22 protein-coding genes are annotated in these 20,758 nt (G+C 43.4%); 3 read left to right on the top strand and 19 right to left on the bottom strand.

What is annotated here, in order from left to right; genetic code table 11:
* Positions 1-29 precede the first annotated feature (29 nt).
* Positions 30-911 (top strand): MerR family transcriptional regulator, encoded by an 882-nt coding sequence (locus SporoP32a_RS10830; RefSeq protein ID WP_158232623.1) that lies wholly within the window; start codon positions 30-32, stop codon positions 909-911.
* Here SporoP32a_RS10830 and SporoP32a_RS10825 read toward each other — a convergent pair.
* From SporoP32a_RS10825 to SporoP32a_RS10805, 5 genes are all read right to left on the bottom strand, one after another.
* On the bottom strand, positions 908-2,311 hold the full coding sequence (locus SporoP32a_RS10825) for a cryptochrome/photolyase family protein (RefSeq protein ID WP_085427889.1): 1,404 nt from the start codon (positions 2,309-2,311) through the stop codon (positions 908-910). The genes SporoP32a_RS10830 and SporoP32a_RS10825 overlap by 4 nt on opposite strands.
* Before the next feature lie 23 nt (positions 2,312-2,334).
* The gene (locus SporoP32a_RS10820; RefSeq protein WP_085427888.1) at positions 2,335-4,056 is read right to left on the bottom strand and encodes a DUF2207 domain-containing protein; all 1,722 of its coding nucleotides are present in this window, start codon (positions 4,054-4,056) and stop codon (positions 2,335-2,337) included.
* 90 nt (positions 4,057-4,146) lie between these two features.
* Entirely contained in the window at positions 4,147-4,641 is a 495-nt protein-coding gene (locus tag SporoP32a_RS10815; RefSeq protein ID WP_085427887.1) for a DUF1648 domain-containing protein, read from the bottom strand.
* Between the two features lie 16 nt (positions 4,642-4,657).
* Positions 4,658-5,044 (bottom strand): hypothetical protein, encoded by a 387-nt coding sequence (locus SporoP32a_RS10810; protein WP_085427886.1) that lies wholly within the window; start codon positions 5,042-5,044, stop codon positions 4,658-4,660.
* Positions 5,045-5,127: 83 nt separating this feature from the next.
* Positions 5,128-6,324 carry a class I SAM-dependent rRNA methyltransferase gene (locus SporoP32a_RS10805; protein WP_085427885.1) on the bottom strand — a complete coding sequence of 399 codons (1,197 nt, stop codon included), beginning with the start codon at positions 6,322-6,324 and terminating at the stop codon, positions 5,128-5,130.
* 404 nt (positions 6,325-6,728) lie between these two features.
* Between SporoP32a_RS10805 and SporoP32a_RS10800 the strand changes: the two genes are divergently transcribed.
* Positions 6,729-7,466 carry an MBL fold metallo-hydrolase gene (locus tag SporoP32a_RS10800; protein ID WP_085427884.1) on the top strand — a complete coding sequence of 246 codons (738 nt, stop codon included), beginning with the start codon at positions 6,729-6,731 and terminating at the stop codon, positions 7,464-7,466.
* A 467-nt stretch (positions 7,467-7,933) separates the two neighbouring features.
* On the opposite strand, the gene SporoP32a_RS10795 is transcribed toward SporoP32a_RS10800, so the two are convergent.
* The 11 genes from SporoP32a_RS10795 to SporoP32a_RS10740 all read right to left on the bottom strand — a co-directional run bounded on the left by SporoP32a_RS10795 (position 7,934) and on the right by SporoP32a_RS10740 (position 16,967).
* Positions 7,934-8,764 carry an undecaprenyl-diphosphate phosphatase gene (locus SporoP32a_RS10795; protein WP_085427883.1) on the bottom strand — a complete coding sequence of 277 codons (831 nt, stop codon included), beginning with the start codon at positions 8,762-8,764 and terminating at the stop codon, positions 7,934-7,936.
* Between the two features lie 274 nt (positions 8,765-9,038).
* The gene (locus SporoP32a_RS10790; RefSeq protein WP_085427882.1) at positions 9,039-9,671 is read right to left on the bottom strand and encodes a response regulator; all 633 of its coding nucleotides are present in this window, start codon (positions 9,669-9,671) and stop codon (positions 9,039-9,041) included.
* Complete coding sequence (locus SporoP32a_RS10785) at positions 9,646-10,707, bottom strand: sensor histidine kinase (RefSeq protein ID WP_335696104.1); 1,062 nt, start codon at positions 10,705-10,707, stop codon at positions 9,646-9,648. Before SporoP32a_RS10785 ends, SporoP32a_RS10790 begins: the two co-directional genes overlap by 26 nt.
* On the bottom strand, positions 10,685-11,386 hold the full coding sequence (gene liaF, locus SporoP32a_RS10780) for a cell wall-active antibiotics response protein LiaF (RefSeq protein WP_085427881.1): 702 nt from the start codon (positions 11,384-11,386) through the stop codon (positions 10,685-10,687). The genes SporoP32a_RS10785 and liaF overlap by 23 nt, the downstream gene beginning before the upstream one ends.
* A 50-nt stretch (positions 11,387-11,436) precedes the next feature.
* The gene (locus tag SporoP32a_RS10775) at positions 11,437-12,069 is read right to left on the bottom strand and encodes a PspA/IM30 family protein (protein WP_085427880.1); all 633 of its coding nucleotides are present in this window, start codon (positions 12,067-12,069) and stop codon (positions 11,437-11,439) included.
* A 15-nt stretch (positions 12,070-12,084) separates the two neighbouring features.
* Complete coding sequence (locus SporoP32a_RS10770; protein ID WP_085427879.1) at positions 12,085-12,429, bottom strand: lmo0954 family membrane protein; 345 nt, start codon at positions 12,427-12,429, stop codon at positions 12,085-12,087.
* A gap of 469 nt (positions 12,430-12,898) precedes the next feature.
* The gene (locus SporoP32a_RS10765; protein ID WP_085427878.1) at positions 12,899-13,360 is read right to left on the bottom strand and encodes a DinB family protein; all 462 of its coding nucleotides are present in this window, start codon (positions 13,358-13,360) and stop codon (positions 12,899-12,901) included.
* A gap of 55 nt (positions 13,361-13,415) precedes the next feature.
* On the bottom strand, positions 13,416-13,778 hold the full coding sequence (locus SporoP32a_RS10760) for a hypothetical protein (RefSeq protein WP_085427877.1): 363 nt from the start codon (positions 13,776-13,778) through the stop codon (positions 13,416-13,418).
* A gap of 148 nt (positions 13,779-13,926) precedes the next feature.
* Complete coding sequence (locus tag SporoP32a_RS10755) at positions 13,927-15,786, bottom strand: sensor histidine kinase (RefSeq protein WP_085427876.1); 1,860 nt, start codon at positions 15,784-15,786, stop codon at positions 13,927-13,929.
* On the bottom strand, positions 15,777-16,121 hold the full coding sequence (locus SporoP32a_RS10750; RefSeq protein WP_085427875.1) for a hypothetical protein: 345 nt from the start codon (positions 16,119-16,121) through the stop codon (positions 15,777-15,779). The genes SporoP32a_RS10755 and SporoP32a_RS10750 overlap by 10 nt, the downstream gene beginning before the upstream one ends.
* Positions 16,122-16,277: 156 nt before the next feature.
* Positions 16,278-16,967 (bottom strand): response regulator transcription factor, encoded by a 690-nt coding sequence (locus SporoP32a_RS10740; RefSeq protein WP_085427873.1) that lies wholly within the window; start codon positions 16,965-16,967, stop codon positions 16,278-16,280.
* A 295-nt stretch (positions 16,968-17,262) separates the two neighbouring features.
* Between SporoP32a_RS10740 and SporoP32a_RS10735 the strand changes: the two genes are divergently transcribed.
* Positions 17,263-17,457 carry a hypothetical protein gene (locus SporoP32a_RS10735; RefSeq protein ID WP_085427872.1) on the top strand — a complete coding sequence of 65 codons (195 nt, stop codon included), beginning with the start codon at positions 17,263-17,265 and terminating at the stop codon, positions 17,455-17,457.
* Between the two features lie 165 nt (positions 17,458-17,622).
* Here SporoP32a_RS10735 and SporoP32a_RS10730 read toward each other — a convergent pair whose 3' ends face one another.
* The 3 genes from SporoP32a_RS10730 to SporoP32a_RS10720 are packed head-to-tail and all read right to left on the bottom strand — an operon-like array spanning position 17,623 to position 20,755.
* The gene (locus SporoP32a_RS10730) at positions 17,623-18,321 is read right to left on the bottom strand and encodes an ECF transporter S component (protein WP_085427871.1); all 699 of its coding nucleotides are present in this window, start codon (positions 18,319-18,321) and stop codon (positions 17,623-17,625) included.
* On the bottom strand, positions 18,294-19,967 hold the full coding sequence (locus tag SporoP32a_RS10725) for an ABC transporter ATP-binding protein (protein WP_085427870.1): 1,674 nt from the start codon (positions 19,965-19,967) through the stop codon (positions 18,294-18,296). Before SporoP32a_RS10725 ends, SporoP32a_RS10730 begins: the two co-directional genes overlap by 28 nt.
* On the bottom strand, positions 19,949-20,755 hold the full coding sequence (locus SporoP32a_RS10720; RefSeq protein WP_198166145.1) for an energy-coupling factor transporter transmembrane component T: 807 nt from the start codon (positions 20,753-20,755) through the stop codon (positions 19,949-19,951). The genes SporoP32a_RS10725 and SporoP32a_RS10720 overlap by 19 nt, the downstream gene beginning before the upstream one ends.
* Between the last annotated feature and the right edge of the window lie 3 nt (positions 20,756-20,758).

Below are 20,758 nucleotides of genomic sequence, written 5' to 3'. Positions count from 1 at the left end.
CATTCTAGTATAAAGAAAGGTTGGTTGCTTTGAAGCCGTCATCTGAAACCCCGACGTATACAATTAAACAGGTTGCAGATCAAACAGGCTTGTCGAGGCAAGTCTTGAGGAAATGGGAAGAACGTTATGATATTGTGATTCCACACCGTCTCGATAATGGATATCGAATCTATCATGACGACGATATTCGGTTATTTTTACTGATGAAACGTTACGCAGAAGATGGCTTTGCACTATCACAGGCAGCCGAAATGGCCAAGTCCCAGAAGAAAACTGACATGCCATCAAATTCCGAAGATACGTATTTAGAGGATATATTGAATGATTTATTGCTTCACGGGAAAAATTGCGATGAATTAGAATTAAACTTTTCCCTTCAAGCCGCCTATCATCGATTGGGCCTTGAACACTACCTAAGCCAAATCGTCATTCCTTTTTTGAAAGAAGTAGGCGATCACTGGGCAAGTGGTGAGTGGGACGAGTATCAGGAAGCTTTGTCTAGTCTGGTCGTACGAGATCAACTCGTCCAGCTACGACGCAACTTCCAATACCGTGAGGACTCTCCTATATTATTAGGCGCGTGCCTCCCTAATGAATCGCATGAAATTCCGGTGCATATTTTTTTATTACAATTAATGCTCAAGGGCTGGCGTACAGCGATGATCGGTTCGTCACCAGCTCCAGGTGCTATTCAGTCACTTATTGATAAGATCAAGCCCGTCAAAGTATTGCTATCAGCTTCCACTACATTTCCGTTTGAAAAGAATCCACAGCTCATGCAGGAGTTGGATGATTTTGCGGGTAAACATCCTAATACCGAATTTTATCTAGGTGGATACGGCGCATTCATTTGGGCTGACAAGCTACATTTACAACATATTCATCTGCTTGAATCCATTGATGAAATTTAAGTGTTTTTGCATGTATCATACGCTGCCAATGCGCGCGCACGGGCAGCTTGATGATCAACCATCGGAGCTGGATAGGTCGTACCGATTGTAACTCCCGCTGCTTTTAGCACGTCATCCGGCGCTTCCGCAGGTTCAAATACAAACTTTACTGGCATGTCCGTTAACTCGGGCAGCCATTTTTTTATATACTGTGCGTCTTCATCGAATTTCTTTGCCTGAAGAATCGGATTAAACACCCTGAAGTACGGTGAGGCATCAAAGCCACTGCCCGCCACCCATTGCCATCCCATCGCATTATTTGCTATGTCCAAGTCCACAAGAGTTTCTTCAAACCACGCCATACCTTCACGCCAATCGATCAATAAATGTTTAATCAAAAATGAAGCTACAACCATTCGTACTCGGTTATGCATATAACCTGTTTCCCATAATTCACGCATCCCCGCATCGACTAATGGATAACCGGTATGCCCTGTTTTCCATACCTCTAACCTACTATCTGCGGGTTGCCACGGAAATTTTTCAAACTCCGGTCGCACAGGTTTCGTTATCATCTCAGGGAAATATAGCAACTGATAATTATCAAAGTCACGCCACGCCAATTGACGGATAAAAGCCTCTACTTGCTGATCACCGACATCATCTGCCGCAGCAATCGCCCCGTGCCATAACGAACGCACACTAACATTTCCCCATGCCAAGTAAGGAGACAATCGTGAAACACTAGCTTGCGCAGGAAGGTCTCGCCCGACTAGATAATCATATAATCCACTGTCCCGAAACGTTTCCCATCGCTCCATAGCGGCTACTTCTCCAGGTTGCCAATGATTCATTAACTTGTCATACCAACGATTAGCCGATAAAAGCCCCCATTCGCCTGAAGACAATGAATAGTATTTCACAGTAGACGGTATAAGTTCAGGTGTCGCAAACGGTGCTGCTATGGGTTCTTGCCGTAGTCGCTTCCAAAACGGAGTAAATACTTTATACGGCTGATTGGTTTTATTAAAAATCACATCAGGCGCTACAAGGAGTGTCCCTTGGAATGAACGGACTTGAACGCGCTGTTTCTCACAAGCTTTTGCCAATTCACGCTCTATTTCCCGGCTTTCCGGATCGTATAATTCATTGAAAGTAAGTTGATCCGCTCCGCTTTCCTCTATCAATTTCATCAACTGTTCAACAGGTTGTCCTTCTCTTATAATAAATTGGATCTGTTGGTCTTCAAAGCGCTGGATGATTTCTAGTAAGCTGTGATGCAGCCACCAATCCGATGCCGCATGACGCACTTTTGGTAAAATGAAAACGGGCAACACCTCTCCATGTGCCGCCGCTTCCACCAATGCTGGATGATCATGTAAACGCAAATCTTTTCGGAACCAAACTATTGTTTTGCTCATTCTGTTCTCTCCTTTTACACACCTTAAAACGCACCCGAACCACCGCCACCTCCACCGGTTCCTCCTCCGCCACTGCTGCTACTATCGCTACTAGGCGCGTTGTTTGATACATTCGACGAAGCTTGGTTGAATGATCCTGCGAGAAACACCGGATTGTAGACGGAGCCTTCATAGTAGCCACTTCCATAATACCCATCTCCTGTATCGTGTCGTGATTTTGTACGATTCTGATCCAGTTGCTTCTGAGCACTGACAAAGTCTTTATAATACGCGTCCAACTCTGGATTCTTCACCCCTACACCATAAATCAACACACGGAATCGATCATCAAGTGAGAGTCCTTCCCACTTCTTCGTATCAAGTTCCTTCATCCACTTATCCACTCGCTCCCACTCCAGCTTCAGCAAAGTTCCTTCATAATTATACGGACTATAAAACAGTGCGAAGCCAAAAGCTACCAACGTCAAAATCCCTACTAACACCAGTTGCGCGTACAACTCATAATAGACAAAAGCGATAGCGAATCCGATGCCAAGCACCCCGATCAAGCTCAGGATCACACGCTCCTTCGTTGTCTTTACCTTCATTTCATACTGATTCAATTCTTCTTTTACAAGATCTTTCCACATCGTAAACTTTTTATCGAATGCTTCATAGTTCTTCTTTTCTTTCGTATAACTATTCAATTCATTCAATGTAAATTTTTTCTCCTGTCCGATTTGGTAAAATAGTAATTGAATCAACTGCTTCTCATGCTCTAGTTTGACGTTCGCATCGATCAACTCAAACTCGTCATCCGATACTTGCTTTACATGCCCTTTGCGTACGAGATCAAGCAACGCCGCGGACATCAACTCTACGGAAGCTACGCCATTCTTGAAAAGAAGCAATGCTGGTAAGCTCATATTATTGGAAGGAACGTAGAAACCATTCGCATCCATTTCATATTGCGCTTCCTTGCTATACCTTTTTCTTCTGGCACTCGCAAAGAATCCAATCAGACCCACTCCTAAAATACCGACCGCAACACTGACACTACCAAATATACCGGTAGTCCTTTGATTTTGAATGAACTCTTCACGTTTTCTAATTGCCGTTTCCTGATCCTCTTTCACTGATGGGCGAATATCTTGATCACTTGCGGTCATTCCTGGAAATAAAGACGGTTCATAGACAACGCGGATATCACCATTGTCCCCGGCATCAACTTCTCCCAACGAAAATACAACCGTTCCATCAGGCTGTACCTTACCAGTCCCTTCCGCACTGTCGTATCCGATGAACAACACATCAGACGCATCAGCAGGCGGTACAATAGTAATCGTCATATTGCCATAATCTGTTTCATTACGGCTGTCAAAAAATGGCCAAAGGAATTGTCCGCCATCATTATACATTTCCATTCCATTGGTAATCGTATACTGCAAATCGAACGTTATGACTTCGCTGTCTCCTTTGCGATGTACTCGATATTCTGTACCGCGCTTTTCGATCTCTAATTCTTTACCCTTTTCATAAGCAGTAAAGCCTTCAATCGAAGCCCCTCTTTTCGGTTGAATTTCTCGAATGATTCCATTAAATTCACTGTCAAAATCATACGTATGCTTCTCCTCTACCCGAACAGTGCCATCAGGTTCCAACTGCGCATTGATTTTCACATCCGGAATGCTAAAATCTACGGCTCCCGCTGTCATCGGTAGAACTAGAAAAGCCAGTAAAGCGACAATTAATAGTTTCCATTTCATAAAAAATCACCTCTTATCATGAGTATACGATAAGAGGTGATTAATAGATTCATTTGTTGGCAGAGCATTTGGATTTTCGTTATGGATATTCTATAATTTCATGGCTTTATAAAAGTATATACCCATTGAACCAAAAAGCAGTACCAAGATCATGATAAAAATGGGCATGTTCAACGTAGCGATTTTGGCCAAGGCAATGTCTGTCATTTGCCAGATCAAAAAGACAAACAACAGGGTTGAAATGTTTTTGATGACGTTCATAAACAGCACGCCATAACGATAGTGGATTTCTATGTTATCAGGCCGCAAATTAATGTAGTTATACATATGCGGATACTTTTCCAATATCCCCAACCCTACCCACATGACGATACCAATAATCGGCAACAGCAGTAATTCCATTCTCGTTCCATAGCGATCTACTTCACCATCCGCACCAAAATGTGCAGGAATTCGTTCGGGTAATTGACTCCACTGCAGGAGCAGATAGACGAGAGCAGCAGCGAATAAAGCGATAACCAACACATCGAACACTTTTGCTACAGCAGGTTTCTCTATGTCGAGCTTCGGTTTTTTCATCTCCATACTCTCGCCACCTAACTTATGATTCTTTTGCGCTCGTCATTTCAAAGACATCAAAAACATTTTCTTTAATATTGAGCGACATGATCTTGCCTTGTTTTTCATAGAAATGGATAGATCCTCTACGGTCTTCCACCTTTTCCGTCCATCCCCAGTCCTCAATCGTGCGTAAATAATGATCTGGTGGATTGCCGTCTGCGTCACCGATTCCTTTTAGCTTATACTTTGCTGATTTAGAAATCTCTCCTATGCAATCTTCAGCTTTCACTTCATACGCTTCTTTCGGCACAGGGAATCCTTGATTGATGATGGCCATCCGGTAGCCGTCTTCCTGACTATACACATTGGAACAACCAGTTATCCAAAAGACAGATACTAACACCAACAGCGCAAGTATTTGTTTCATATGTCTACCTCCCGTTTTACGACTTCGTTACATCCATCGTACTAGGAAATATTGACATTGTCACCAAACGTTTTTGTGACGAATTAACGTAATTTCTGCACAATAACTACTTTTAAATAATTAAATTCAGGATAGTCCCTCGGTGTGCGGAAATCTCTTGGTAACGAAGACTCTTCCACTACTTTATAGCGCATATCCATCTCTTTAAATGCTTGCTCAATGAATCCTTTGAACTTCTTCATACTGAAGCTTGCGTTATTCGTAGAAGCTACGATATAACCATTCTTCTCTGTAACCGCGATCGCTTCTTTCATTAGCATAGGATAATCCTTCGCTGTACTAAATGTATATTTCTTCGAACGTGCAAAGCTTGGTGGATCCAGCACAACAAGTCCAAATTTCATGTCATGACGCTTCGCATAACGGAAATAATCAAAGACATCCATCACTTTGATATCTTGCTGCTCATAGTCAATACCATTGACGCTGAACTGTTCAATTGTCTTCGCGACACTGCGCTTCGCCAAATCGACATTCGTCGTTTTCTTCGCACCACCTAGTAGAGCCGCCACGGAAAACGCGCCTGTATAAGAAAATGTATTTAATACTTCGCGACCTTGCGAGTAATTATCGCGAATCGTCTCACGAACATCACGCTGATCCAAGAACACACCTGTCATCGCGCCATCGTTCAAATCAATCGCAAAGTTCATGCCATTCTCCTTGACGATAATCGGAAAATCTCCAGGCGTTCCTTTGACAAAATCATCCTGCTCGACATACTGCCCCTTCGAATCAAAGCGCTTCTTCTCATAGACTGCTTTATAATCGCCACGCTTGTCCAACACATTATAGACGTGGTGACGGAACGCATAAATACCTTCACTATACCAGCTGACCATGTAATAACCGTCGAAGAAATCAATCGTCAAACCACCAATTCCATCGCCTTCTCCATTGAACAAACGATAAGCCGTCGTATCCGGATCTTCCGCGTATACCTCACGTCGTTCAAAAGCCGTTGCCATTTTTTGATCAAAGAAATCAAAATCGATCTCTTCTCTTTCATTCGAAGTCAGCACCCAGCCGATTCCTTTATTTTGAATTCCATAATACCCCGTAGCCAAATACTTATGATACCGATCCGTCAGACGAATCAAACTACCTTCCTTCGCCTGAATCTCACTACTCATCACAGCATCCTTCAAAACCAACGGATACCCCTTCTTCAAAGCCACCGTGCCCTGTGCATTCAACTGTATTTCAACTAATTTACTCATATCGTCATCCTCAAAGTGTATTTTCTCTATTATCGCATGGATGAACCAAAAGTGGAAGCGGCTCGTCAGGATCGACAGGCATAAGACGGGCTGGACTTGAGGCGCTCTTTGCCTCATGACCAGCACGACTTATGACCCGAGATCCTAGCCGCTGCAACTGGATGACACAAAAGTGAAAGGTGGCGCTTAGAGTCGGCAGGCATAAGGCGAAGATGCGAAGCGGCGTTTTTTGCCGCACAGCAGCTTTGACTTATGACCCGAGACTCTGCCACCTGGAACTGGATGACACAAAAGTGAAAGGTGGCGCTTAGAGTCGGTATCCTCAAAAACACATACTTTTACGACATTTACCCATCCTTCACTTACAATGAACATACTAAAACAACCAAACAGGAGGAATTCACATGAACATCATCCCATTAGGTATCTGGGGCGGCTATCCAAAAGCAAGTAGCGCCACCTCTTCATTTCTCATTGAACACGAAGGATTCCATTGCCTTTTCGACTGCGGCAGCGGCGTACTATCTTCCTTGCAAAATTACATCGAACTCGACCAACTCGATGCAGTGGTCATCAGCCATTACCACGCGGATCACATCGCAGACATAGGAAGCCTGCAATATAGCCGATTGATTCAATACTACTTAGGACAACCTTCCCCACCACTACCGATTTATAGTCATGCGCGGAATAGGAAAGAATTTGCGAAGTTAACGTATAAAGAACAAACGCAAGGTATCGAAATTCGGGAAAATGAATCCGTTCAAATTGGTCCATTTACGGTTACGTTTTGTCCGACAATCCATCCGGTCTACTGCCTCGCAATGAAGTTCACAGTGGATGACAAGTCAGTAGTTTTCACGGCAGATACGGAATGGTCGGACAAGCTCGTGCCTTTCGCACAACACGCGGACATTCTATTCTGCGAAGCTAACCTGTACGAAGAGCATCTAGGTAAGTCACCGGGTCACATGGCAGGTAGTCAAGCAGGCGCACTGGCGCAGCAAGCCGAAGTAGGGCAGCTCATCCTCACCCACTTGCCGCATCATGGTGATATCAATGAGATATTGAATGAAGCAGGAAAAACGTTTAGTGGTTCAGCGGAGATTGCGGAAGTTGGGAAGAAGTATACAATGCTTTAAGAATAGGGGAGTAAATTAGTAAGCGCTTAGGAGTGGTAAGTAAGTTTGAGAGTACGAGGGGATGGAAGCTCCAGTTGGCGGACGCTTTCCCATGGGCCCGCGGTGAGCCATCGGGAGTCGCCGCCAACTTCCGCTTCCATCCTACTTTTATAGTAGAAGGATTTAGAACACTCACTAGCAGTAGAATGTAAATTATTGTTTTCCTTAAACTTATCTAAGGTCAAAAACAGAAATGTTTACAACACATACTTTAATGAACTTTGATAACTATCACCCACTCACATTGCGAGTAAAAGCGAAGCGTTAGGAGCACATTTTTGCACTAGCGAACAGTTGGCTCATCGCGAACCCTCAGGAAATGCGTCCCCTCCGAAGCGCAAATCCCTTCCCCTATCCCCCGCCAGCCTATCTATTTCATCCCATAAAAAAGACGACCTCTGCCACTTACGCAAAGGTCGTCTAACTTCTTATAAAAACACAATTGCAGCCAAAATCACTGCTAGCACGATACGATAAATCGCAAACGGCATCAACTTGACTTTCGAAATCAATTTCAGGAAGAAACGGATTGAAATCAGTGCGAACACAAACGCACTCAAGAAACCAACCACGTAAAAACCAATGTCATCCATCGACATATACTCCCAGTTCTTCAACACCGACACAAGACTCGCGCCCATCATGATCGGAACCGCCATGATAAACGTGAAATCAGCTGCTGTCCGATGATTCATCCCGAACAACACACCGCCGGAAATCGTCGCTCCCGAACGGGAAAATCCTGGCCACAACGACAAACACTGAACAAGCCCAACTGTGAATGCCTGTCTGTATGTAATCTGATCCAATGACACCACACTTGGATTTTTCGGTCCAAACTTATCCGCTGCAATCATCAAAAATGCACCGGCGACTAGCGCAAAAATAACTGTTTCCACGCCGAATAAATAATCATCGATCAAGTCCTTAAACGCAAAACCGAAAATGACAGCCGGCAACATGCCTACGATAACGTGAAGCAAATTGAAACGCTCACTCATCTTGACATTGCTATCTACTTTATACAAACCGACTAAACTAAATAACCGTTTCCAAAATACAACGACTACAGCTAGTATGGATCCGAGCTGAATCACAATCTTAAATGTAATGGCAGGATACTTTCCTAAGAACTCTTCCGTCTTCAGCCACATATCATCAACAATAATCAAATGACCTGTTGAAGATACGGGTGCGAATTCAGTCATTCCTTCTACGAACCCTAAAATCAACGCTTTAATTAAATCAAATAATTCCATATGACTCTCTTTCCGCGAAGGCTGTCCTTCTGCTATTCTATTTTCTGTTATACAGTCTACCATGACGACACAAACAGTGGATAAGTTTCCAAAAAATATTTCTATCCACATGTACATACTTTTTTATTTTGCATATAACTGAATACTTATACACATTGCGCGTGGATAGTTTGTGGAGAAGTTCGTAATTTCAGTTTATTCCTGCCGAAATCAATGCTTATCCACAACTTCACCGTCTATCTACTCATATGTGGCGACTTCTACTTGTAGACTATCAATTCGTTAATTTATTTTGAAACGCATAAATAACCGCCTGTGTGCGGTCTTGAACTTCCAATTTGGATAATAGATTACTGACATGGGTCTTCACAGTTTTTAACGCGATGAACAGTTCATCCGCTATTTCCTGATTGGATTTGCCCTTAGCTAATAATAACAACACTTCCAGCTCGCGGTCGGTTAAATCTTCATGCAAGGCATGTGTTTGACCACCGCGCATCTTCGTCATCATTTTCGATGTCACTTCAGGCTCAAGCACCGTTTGTCCTTGCACTGTATCTCGAATAGCATCTGCCACACGTTTCGCATTAGACGTCTTCAAAATATAACTGACAGCTCCCGCTTCAAGTGCAGGATATAATTTATCATCATCAAGGAAACTGGTGACAATAATCACTTTCGCTTCTGGCCATTTCTCGATAATCGCAGCCGTCGCTTCAGCACCGTTCATGACTGGCATAACCATGTCCATTAAAATAATATCCGGTCGCAAATCCAGCGCTTTCACTACTCCGATCTGGCCATTCTCTGCTTCCGCAATCACTTCGATATCCGGTTGCATTTGCAAATACGTCGATACGCCAATGCGCACCATTTCATGATCATCCACCAACAGCACTCGAATCATCCGCCAGCTCCCCTTTCAAAATCGGTAACTTCACTTCCACAATCGTCCCTTGAGATGGTACCGAGACAATCTTACAACTACCGCCAATCTCAATCGCACGCTCTTTTACGTTCTGCAAACCGTACGAACCGCCTTTGCCGTCATCTTGCTTAAATCCGACGCCATTATCCTGCACGCGTAAAATCGCCAGCCCATCTCGTTCGATTAATAAAATCTCCACTTCTGTCGCTTTTGCGTGACGAAGCGTATTCGATAACGTTTCCTGAGCAATCCGGAATAAATGATCTTCCGCGCCTTTAGACAACTCGATATCCTCTAAACGATGTGTAATATCAAACGTCACTTTTTGCTGTAATTCACTTAATAATTCTTCCAGACCTTTCGCAAGCGTCTGATTATGCAGAGCAGCCGGACGTAAATGAAGAAGCAACGCACGCATTTCCAGTTGTGCTTGCTGAACCATTTTCTCCACTTGCAATAACGGCTTGTGAATCGGACCTTCTTCTGCCTGTTCCGCAAGTGCCGACAATAGCATCGAAGCCGCGAACAATTGCTGGGACACTGAGTCATGCAACTCCCTTGCTAATCGCTGGCGCTCTTGTATTATACGTTCCTGAATGAGTTTGTCTTGCGTCTCTACTCGTTCATCCGTAATACGGCGCAAACTATTTCGCTGCGCTTCTAGTACCTCGTATAGTTGTTCAATCGAGCGGTTAGTCTTCCTCTTCACTTTATTCGACTTCGTAAATTCCTGCTTTGCGTAAAGATCCTGTAATTTCCCGATGATAATATTCTCTTTTGTTCTGCCATTCTGGCCAATCCAACCCGCAATTACCAAGCTAATAATGAAAATCGTCGAAAATAACCAAGCTATGAGGGGCATATCCGCAGCTTCCATATTGAACAACAAATACTGATATTCTACGAGTGTGACATCAATGAAAAATAGAAAAAGACCGCGACGATTGCGCTGAATGTTAACGTCAATAGAATGGTGCGACCAATGATTGCCTTCATTTTCTACGCACCTCCACATCACCAATCCAAGTGAATACCGAAATAATCAACTCAGGATCATTCGGACGCTTCGTTTCATATCCATCATACGCTTGCACGCTTTCATTGAATAGCTGCTGCGGTGCATTTCCTAGAAGTTCTGCTTCGCCGTATAATGTTGCATAATGAATTCGAACCGGAATATCATAGGGCAATTCAATCAGAACCTTCCCGAAGATTTGCCGAATCGAAATGAACGAAGCTCCTCTTGGCAAGACCGTATCCGTTACATCGACATGTACATCGCCGAAAAAACCTTGCATATGCACGTCTTCCCACTCGTACGTCGAAAGCGGTGTTGACTGTATGGAAAACAATCGATTTCTCCACAAACCTTGCGACCGTCTCTCTCTCGGTTTCTGTAGATTACCGAACACTTCGCTAGCAGGCGTGCCTCTCCATAATTTCATAATAATATACAAGACAATTACTAAAATCAGCAGTCGCACACTCCACAATGTCAGGAGCGCAATGACGATGAAAACAATTCCTGTTATCGCTGTCCACTTTCCGCGTTTCCGATATCCATAATCAAGAAATACCCAACCGAGAAGGAGGAAGATGAAATTGCCATTTGAAAACAGTATCGATTCGACGAAAGCAATCGCCAATAGAGCAAGCAAGTAGACCGAAACTTTAGTTGAATCCCTTTTAGCCATTCCATTCTCTCCCTTCTCGATAGAGGAAGCGTGATGCTTCCTCTTACAGTTTACACAATATCTTGAGTTTTTGCGTTAGATTTCTCTAATGAATCTAATCGTTGTTCCATCGATGAGTGGGATTGCGTCGTTCTTCTGCCACTACCCAGGTTTTCGATGTATGAATGCAAGTCATCGAGTGTGGAAAATGATTGATCCGGCTTAACAAAACGATCCATCTTTTCCTTCGCACGCGTAACGTTCTCTTTGCCCATCAATTGCAGTTGACGAACACGCATGTCCTTCACACGGTGCTTCATCTCTTCGAATTTCCGTTCCAATGAAAGCAATTCTTGTGTAGCATCTTGAATGCTTGCCGATAAACGCGCTACCCGTCCTTCATACGCTTCCACTTCTTCTTGCGCAAACGTAATTAATTCAGCTTCTCCCGTCTCCTCAGCAAGTTCTAATTGATGACGACGCTTCATCGCCATTAACTCTGCATCCTGACGTTCATTTTCCAATTCCTCTTTCAGTTTCCCTTGACGTTCCAACAACTTACCAATTTCCGCAGTCTGCTTTTGCGCATCCAGAAAATATTGATTGAGCATTTCTAGCGGGTTTTCTTTCCTTTGTGGCTTGTCCATCCACTTATTGAGATCTTCTTGTACGGTATATTTTACTCTATGCCAAAATGCGTTCATACTGCATCTCTCCTTTTATTTTGTAAGTTCGTTCCACTGGCGTTCAAAGTTTGTGAATGGATCATCCGAAATGACGTTCGGGTTTACGTTACGGTCGTTCCACTTGCGGTATACGTAGTAGATTCCAATTACTGCGATGATACCGATGAATGCACCGACGTTTGAAATTGAGCTGATGACGCTAATAACCAGGACTGTCATCCAAAATACTTTCGCGAACATCGAGTGACTCTTTCTCCAGTAGTGGTAGCTAACGAGCGCGATTGCCCCTGTGACAGCTAGCACGACGATGGATCCAAGATTCAATACGGCTGCCAGGCCTGCGATAATGCCGAGCAAGAATAAACCAATTTTCTTCATGTTGATGTCCTCCCTTCATTTGTAACCTTAGTTTATAATGAATTCCCGCTTTCTCCGACGGTCCCATAGCGGATTTCTAACTCAGACTTAAGGCTGAGTGTGAGTAGGTATCGAAACTAGGAAAGGTTTGGTGGAAGGACTTTGACGATGTGTTTGCGGGTTTTTGATACTTATTTTTGGGGCGTGGCTCGACTGGTTGTTGGGTTATGAAGTCAGGGAGCGTCTGCTTTCTGGATTCGCGCAGGCACGTGGGGGATTGCCTTCAGCCATGAGCCTGCTGTGGTAGGCGTAGCGAGGAGACAAAGACAGGCGCACTTCCTGTCTACGGCTCCTCGCGAAAGCCATCCACCAGCGCCGTAGTGGGGACAATGGACTTGCTTCTTACCTACTATTTGAATAAATCCCTAACTCAACACAAAAAAGCTGTTCAAGAAATCCATTACGATCTCCTGAACAGCTATATTTAATTTTATTTATTTGCCTTAAGTAGGCCATCAATCAAACCGGCATGCATACCTTCATGCCATGTTAGAAACTGCAGAACTTCATCGACGGTTTCCAACGTAATGAACTTGCCGATAGAAATGGGTGTGTTCAATCGATGCGTTAGCTGTAGTTCGCTCAGTTGCGAAATCCGCTTGCCTTGACCTTTCATCGCAACGATTAACTCCTCTTTTGCTGGAGGACTGCTTGGCCAAGTAGATGGACTCGTTCCTGGCGCAAAAAACTCTGCCCATTCCAACTTATCGACTGGGTAGTCATTCATTGAACGGTTAAGAAGATCCTCAGTCAATGAATAAATATGTCCTACATTCCATTGAACGGTATTAGAAAAGCCTTCAGGTTGAGCGTCCCACGCATGTTCATCCGCTCGTTTAATGAGGCCTAATGTAAACCCTCTTGCCATTGAAAACTGTTGCAATGCACCCATTCATTCCACCTCTTCTTCTAATCTAAAAACAGCCTTGCACTTAGGCAGGCTGACTTTACGATTGATTTTCTTCTTGCTTTTTGATATTTTTATGCTGATTCCACTGGTCATGCGCTTCGGTGTTGTATTCACGATTATATTCTTCCTGATCTCCATAAGGGAATTTCTCACCCGGTGTCAGATCATGATAGTTTTGGCTCGGTGATTTATTTTGACTGTAAGCGGATGGTTTATGTTCTCCTGAGTCATCTTGAGCGTTTTCCCTGAACGATTCGCTTGAATCAGAATCTGCTGGATCCGCAAGTGGCAATTCATCAGGTACTACTACGCCTTCAACTGCATCTGTTTGTTCATCCATCTCTTTAACTTTTGGAGTTAGATCTCTTTTGTTTGGATACTTTCCATCAACGATTGTCATATAACCATTCCTCCCTTTCATGCGGTCAATAATAGATAGACTGCACTCCCTATACTTACCCTTATTCGCCACAAACAAAACGTAATCCTTTTAAAATTTTAAAAACAGAACAAAACAGGAATTTCCTCCCATCCTGTTCTGTGTCCATTTAACTACCGATGATATCAATCGTTACTTTGAACAAATCTCCGTCGACTTCCACTTCCATTCGTCCTCCATGTAGCTCGACAATAGATTGCGCAATTGCCAATCCTAGACCAGAACCTTCCGTTTGTCTAGATTCATCGCCCCGTTTAAAGCGCTCGAATAACTCATCTGTATTATCTCCCAGCTCATATCTAGCGACGTTTTTTAAGATAATGCGTGCGTTTGATCCAACTTGCTGGAGATTGACGTACACTCTCGTTCCTGGCAATGAATATTTCCACACATTGACAAGCAGATTGTCGAGCACTCTCCACCATTTTTGACCGTCTACCATCGCAAAGACCGGTTCGTCAGGTAAAATAGTTCGAATGTGCAAATCTTGCTTAACAAACTCTTCCGCATGTTCCGCCAATGCCTGTTGCATCAACTGATTCAAGTCCACACGTTGCTTGACCATTTCCAAATTACCACTTGCCATTTTCGAGACTTCAAATAAATCTTCAATAAGCGTTTTCAAGCGCTGTGATTTCTGATCTAGAATGCCGACATACTTCGCACGGTCTTCTGACGACAACGTTTCGTCTTTCAATAAATCCGTATACGTAATAATAGAAGTAAGCGGTGTTCGTAAATCATGACTAACATTCGTGATCAATTCCGTTTTCAAGCGTTCACTTTTTGCTTGCTCATTAATTGAGACTCGCACACCTTCACGTAAATTATTCAAATTAGCTGCGTGTTTCGCAAGTTGCGACTTGCCCTTGACCGGAATCGCCTGCGTCAGGTGACCCGCCGCCATATCATTTGTCGCAGCCAATATCCGATTCAAATAGGCTGCCCTTCTTACAAAAATAAATAAGGCAGGTATGGCAACAAACAGTACACAAAAAATGTAAATGACAATGAGCGCCGGATCCATGAACCCACCTACGAACCCTATTCCGGCTAGGAAAAATATAACGAGTAGTAAGGACAGCTGGATACCGATCGACCGGTTGCTGAATACATCCCGTACATCACGGATGAATTGCATACTATAGCTTTCTCGAAACGCTCTTTCTAGTGCTCCGGACTTCCGATATTGTTCAACTAGATGAGTCGCTTGGAATGCCAGTAACGCAGTAAATAGAATACCCAATAGCACAAAACTAACGATCACGTTCCCTATGACACCTAGTCGTAAACTGGTTAATTGATACATTGCATTGTAAATAGCCGATTGTATATAAAGAGCCAATATACTTCCCGTCAGCAACAACAGGATTACTTTCACATCTATTTTCCAACGACTATACATCGTTGCGAATCGCGACTCAAGCACCCATTCTTTGCGGAACTTCATAACTGTGAACAACGCCACCAGCGCTAATGCTCCTATAACCCACAGCGCATAGATCATATACTTCCCACGTATAAAGTTATCGTTTTCTTCCGCAAGCGAACCTAACACAGCTGCATCTGATGGAATAATAATAGTCCCTTCAAAATATTGCGGAGGATTGCTGATCGTCGCAATCTCCTCGTCGGAAAATGATATTCCTTCCTCCATTGGGTATTCATATCCATTATCAAACTGAGCTGAATCTGCTTTAAAATAACCTCGTGCATCGTTGAATTGTTCCGTGAACAGCGACGTCACTTCGACATCACCTCTAGTAAACCGTTCGCCTGTTTCTGTGTTGACTAGGTCATAGGCGATTGGAATATTCGTTTCTTGATAATTTTGCGTTTCATTTATTGCGCGCTCTAGCTTTTGAGCTTTTTCCGCACGAATTTTATCTTTTACATAACTATCGCTTTCAAAGTTCTTCTTAATATCATCTAGCTTGATATTCCGCTCCTTGACGAGCGCTAACAGCAATGTTTCGTTTTGATCTTTTTTGCTTCTGTGATCTTATCTGCATACTGTTGCTGGATATTGTCCAGCTGTTCAGGTAGCGTACCATATCGCTCGCGATACTCACTGATGTCACCATCTGAGACATATAGTTCCTTCTCCATCTTTTTCAAGTCTACGGGATTCAGAGTAGACTCAGACAGATTCGTGTACACTTGCTCCATTCGATATTTAAAGTCATCTTGATCAGTAAACGATTTCCCAATCAACTGCGGTCCATAATGAATGATAGACGGCAATGCGATTAACACAAGCGTCACAAGCGCTGACCAAATGAGTAGCTTTATATTTTTATTCATCACGCGTTTCCTCCCCTTATAATTCGTACAAAGTAATCGGTAGCTAAACTTATTCGATCCAAACCGTTGATGAATAAATCAATCGTAAATGAAGCACAGTATATAAGAGTGCAGAATGCGAGCGCAATCGCAAACAGTGACCAAACTATTCCACTTTTATTTCTCGATTTTATAGCCAACACCCCACACCACCTTCACGTAACGCGGATTTTTCGGATCTACTTCAATCTTCTCCCGGATTTTCCGAATATGCACCGCCACTATATTTTCCGCGTTATACGCTTGTTCATTCCATACGCGTTCATATATTTCATTGATCGAAAACACACGTCCTGGATGTTTCATAAGAAGTTCCGTAATCTTGAACTCAATAGGAGTCAGCCGAACCGGTGTCCCATCCACCGTCAACTCCTTCGCCTCTTCATTTAAGACGAGACCATTGACTTCAATCACTTTCTGTCCTTCATACGTCCCAAGCCGTATATATCGGCGAAGATGCGATTTCACGCGTGCCATGAGTTCCAATGGATGAAACGGCTTCGTGACATAATCGTCAGCGCCAACCGAAAGTCCGTGAATCTTATCCGAGTCTTCCGCTTTCGCACTTAGCATGATGATCGGAATATTTTGCATTTCCCGTATTTTGAACGTCGCCGTTATCCCATCCATATTCGGCATCATAATATCCAATATCAACAAATGAATTTCATTATTTTGTAGTAACGCCAATGCCTCTAGTCCATCTTCCGCCTTCAACACATGATATCCTTCATTTTTCAAATAAATCTCAATTCCATCACGAATTTCCTTATCATCATCCGCGACCAACACTGTAAATTCCGCCACGTCCGTCACCCCGTCTCACTAATAACTTCATTCTATCACCCAACTCTTAACAAAGAACGAGGATAAATATGAAGAAATTCTTAAGAAGTTTTCGAATGAAATTCTTTGCGCTCATTGCTTTGCCGCATCCGCTCTTAGAAACCTGCAAGTGATCATAGCCAGTGCGCTAACGCTCATAGATCCGTTTAACTGATCATAGACGACCAGTAACCGCTCATTGCGCGTCGTTAACCGCTCATAGCCCATGCATAATCCTTCAAAAACGAGCCACACTTCTATAACGGAGGTGACAAACATGCCAAACAAGAACAAGAACAACAAGAACAGCAAGAACAATACTAACAACATGCGTGAGGAATATGGTTTCGGTTATGACCTGAGTCCCGATGATTTTGATGTAGTCGGACAAAACGACGCGGCCAAGAAGAAAAATGCCAATGCAAAAAAGAATCCATTGACTGAAGAGGATCACCCGATTAATCATCCTTAAATTTAGAATGTAGCACTAGTAAATCGTCATTTTGAAAGTGCTGAGACCTAAGCAGAAAATCTATTCCAAGTAAAAGGACCAAAATAAAAACCGCGTGAACCCAATGTGCTGGTAAATTGGATTCACGCGGTTTTTCTATTTCATTAGGTTTTGTCTCAGCCTTTCCTATCCAGGCTGTTCCTGCAACAATCCATACTTCCCCTGAATTCGTCGCAAGATCTTCATCCAACTGGCACTAAACACTACAATGAAAAATACATTCGATACAGCATGCGCCAAGTCAAAGTAGATACTCGAAACGAAGATTCCAACGACATAACTCCACGTCAGCGCTTCGATATTTCCAACAATCACCCACATATTCATGATCCAACCGAAAATATAGCCCCAGATGAAACCAAATGTACATTTCCCCCATAATGTTTTCATCCATGACGTGTTACGCAATAATCCGGCTGTCATCCCCATCATGCCCCATCCGTACATCTGCCAAGGCGTCCATGGACCTTGTCCTAGGAAGAAATTCGAAACAATCGCCGCCACTGCTCCAACGATAAAGCCCGACTCCGCCCCAAAAACCAATCCTGCCATAATGATAATAAATGAAGTCGGTTGGATACTCGGAAGTCCTGCAAATGGCACGCGCCCGACTGCTGCAATAGCTGCCATCATGGCTAGTAAAACGACTTCCCTTCCCCCTACATCCCGCCACTCAAAACGAGCAAAGAAAGGTATCATAATCGCCGCAATCATAATCATACTCAATAGAAGATAGGCTTTATAATGAAAGAAAACAATTGAAATCACGAGTAACGCCAATAATATGACCGATACTATCAATAAGTACTTTCGCGAACGCCCCATGTGGCAGCAGCCTCCTCATACGTCAACACTTCCGGCCGCCTAGTTTCCCTTGTCGCTCGATTAATCGCCGTCGTGTAGAAATAATTGCCTTTGAATAATTCATCTGGTGTACCGTCTGCTGCTATTTCACCGTCGAACATCATCGCACATCGCTCTGCATAACTCGCTGCAAAGCCGATATCATGTGTCACCATGAAAATAGTCAGTCCGTCTTGCTGCAACCCATATAATAACTCGCCGAGATGTCGTTTAGACACTGGATCCATCCCCTTAGTCGGCTCATCAATGAACAACATTTCAGGCTCACCCATCAGAATACAGGCAAGGGCCGCTTTCTGAACTTCGCCACCTGAACAATCATACGGATGACGCGCACGTAAATGGGAAATCCCAAACGACTCAAGCAGACGGTTCATACGTTCTTTCGTATCGGATAGCTTTAAGCGCTCCCCAATCGTTTGCATCTCTTCTTCAATCGTTTGCTGAACAAAATACGTTCGCGGATTTTGCGGTAAGTAGGCAATTTTCCCAAGCCACTCAGAATCCTTCATCTTCTTCATGTCTTGCCCAAGTAAACGCACCTTACCTCGCTGTGGTTTAATACTGCCAAGACCTGCACGTAATGCAGTCGTCTTCCCGCTACCATTTCCTCCGACCATCGCAAAGAACTGGCCTTTTTGGATGCGCAACGTAAAACTCTTCAAGATAAAAGGCGCTTTCTTTTGATATTGGAAAAACACATCATCCATTTCAAGTATTATTTGCTTCTTAGATAGGATAGATTGCAATTCAACAGGCACGATCTGCCGCTCTTCCCGGCCAATCCACTGTTTACATTCTTTCACCGTAAGCGGTATTGCAGAGACAACGGGATTTTCTTCAAATTCCATATAAAGCCGTGCAAAAGCAGGTACATACGGAAAGAACTGCGACGCTTCCTCTGCGTACAGATTACCGATCACTTGTCGACTATTCCCTTCATATCGAATCTTTCCTGATTCCATCAAAACGACACGATCTGCCACTGCATATAATTCTTCCAAACGATGCTCCACCAATACGATTGTCATACCAGCTTCTTTATTCAATCGTTCCAGCATCAGCACTAATTCTTTTGCTGCCACCGGATCAAGTTGTGATGTCGGTTCATCGAGTAATAGTACACGAGGCTTCATGAGCAGTACGGATAATAGATTCAATAATTGCTTCTGGCCACCAGACAACTCGGAAGGTTTTGCATTCAACAAGCCCTCTACTCCGAAAAAATGCACCATTTCCGCTACACGCTTGCGCATTTCAAACGTTGAACACCCTAAATTTTCTAGCCCAAAGACAATCTCCTGCATCACTTCATCCATGATGATTTGATTGTCCGGATCTTGGAACACATAGCCTACTTGTTCGACCATCTGCCTCTCTTCCCACTCGCTGATCGGTTTATTTTTATACAAAATATCACCTTCGAGCTTCCCGACAGGCGTCAATTCCCTCTTCAGCAGTTTCAATAAAGTCGTCTTGCCACTGCCACTAGCACCGCCAATAACGAGGAATTCCCCTTCATTAACGGAAAGTGTAACGTCCGATAGCACTTGCTGATCTGTAGTAGGAAAAGAAAACGAGACGTGCTTCAAATTGAATAATTCCATTTCAGTTGTTCTCTCCCCTCTACAAATACTGGAAACAACGCAATGGCCATTCCGCAAATGAATACTATCCAATCAGAGAACGACAAATGCAATGTACCTAGTTCCGGATAAATCATGATTTTTCCAAACCCCATCAACCCACCCGTGACACATAAAGCAAAAAATAAAACTAAATAGCTCAACCAGTACGTATCAGATTTCGTCATGCGATAGGGGATATAAGGTCGTCGTTTACCTAAACCATAGCCTCTTGCTTTCATCGAATCTGCTGTTTCTACAGCTTCTTCCAATGACCACGACAATAGAATTTGCAACATCGACATGCCACTCTTTGCTCTTTCACGCAACGTCCCTTGTGTCATAGTCATTCCTTTCAACCGTTGTACATCCTGTATTTCCGTTAAACGTCTTTTCAATAACGGTACGAAACGAATCGACATCATAATCAAAAAAGCGGTACGTGGTAAGATTCTTGCAAATATGTATAATAATTTATTGCCATTCAACACATTGTTTAGCGAAACGAAGACTAGCAGTATCATCAACAGCGACAGTGCCGTCACGACACCATATAGCGTCGCTTCGTACGTCACTTGTTTCCTGAAAATATAAAACCACACATGCGTCCCTCTTGAATTAATGAACGGATTGATCACAATAATAACTACCGTCATCACGATCATCAACGGTGCCCACTGCTTCATAGCTCGACCGCCGTCATGTGATAAATTGACTGCAATCAATGAAAGACTGCCCCCCAGCAAAAAGAGCGGGTGGTTAAAAAACATCGC

It is taken from the genome of Sporosarcina ureae, from assembly GCF_002109325.1.
GTDB lineage: Bacteria > Bacillota > Bacilli > Bacillales_A > Planococcaceae > Sporosarcina > Sporosarcina ureae_C.
The sequence above is the reverse complement of the archived record's forward strand: the minus strand, read 5'-3'. Positions and strand labels throughout refer to the sequence as shown.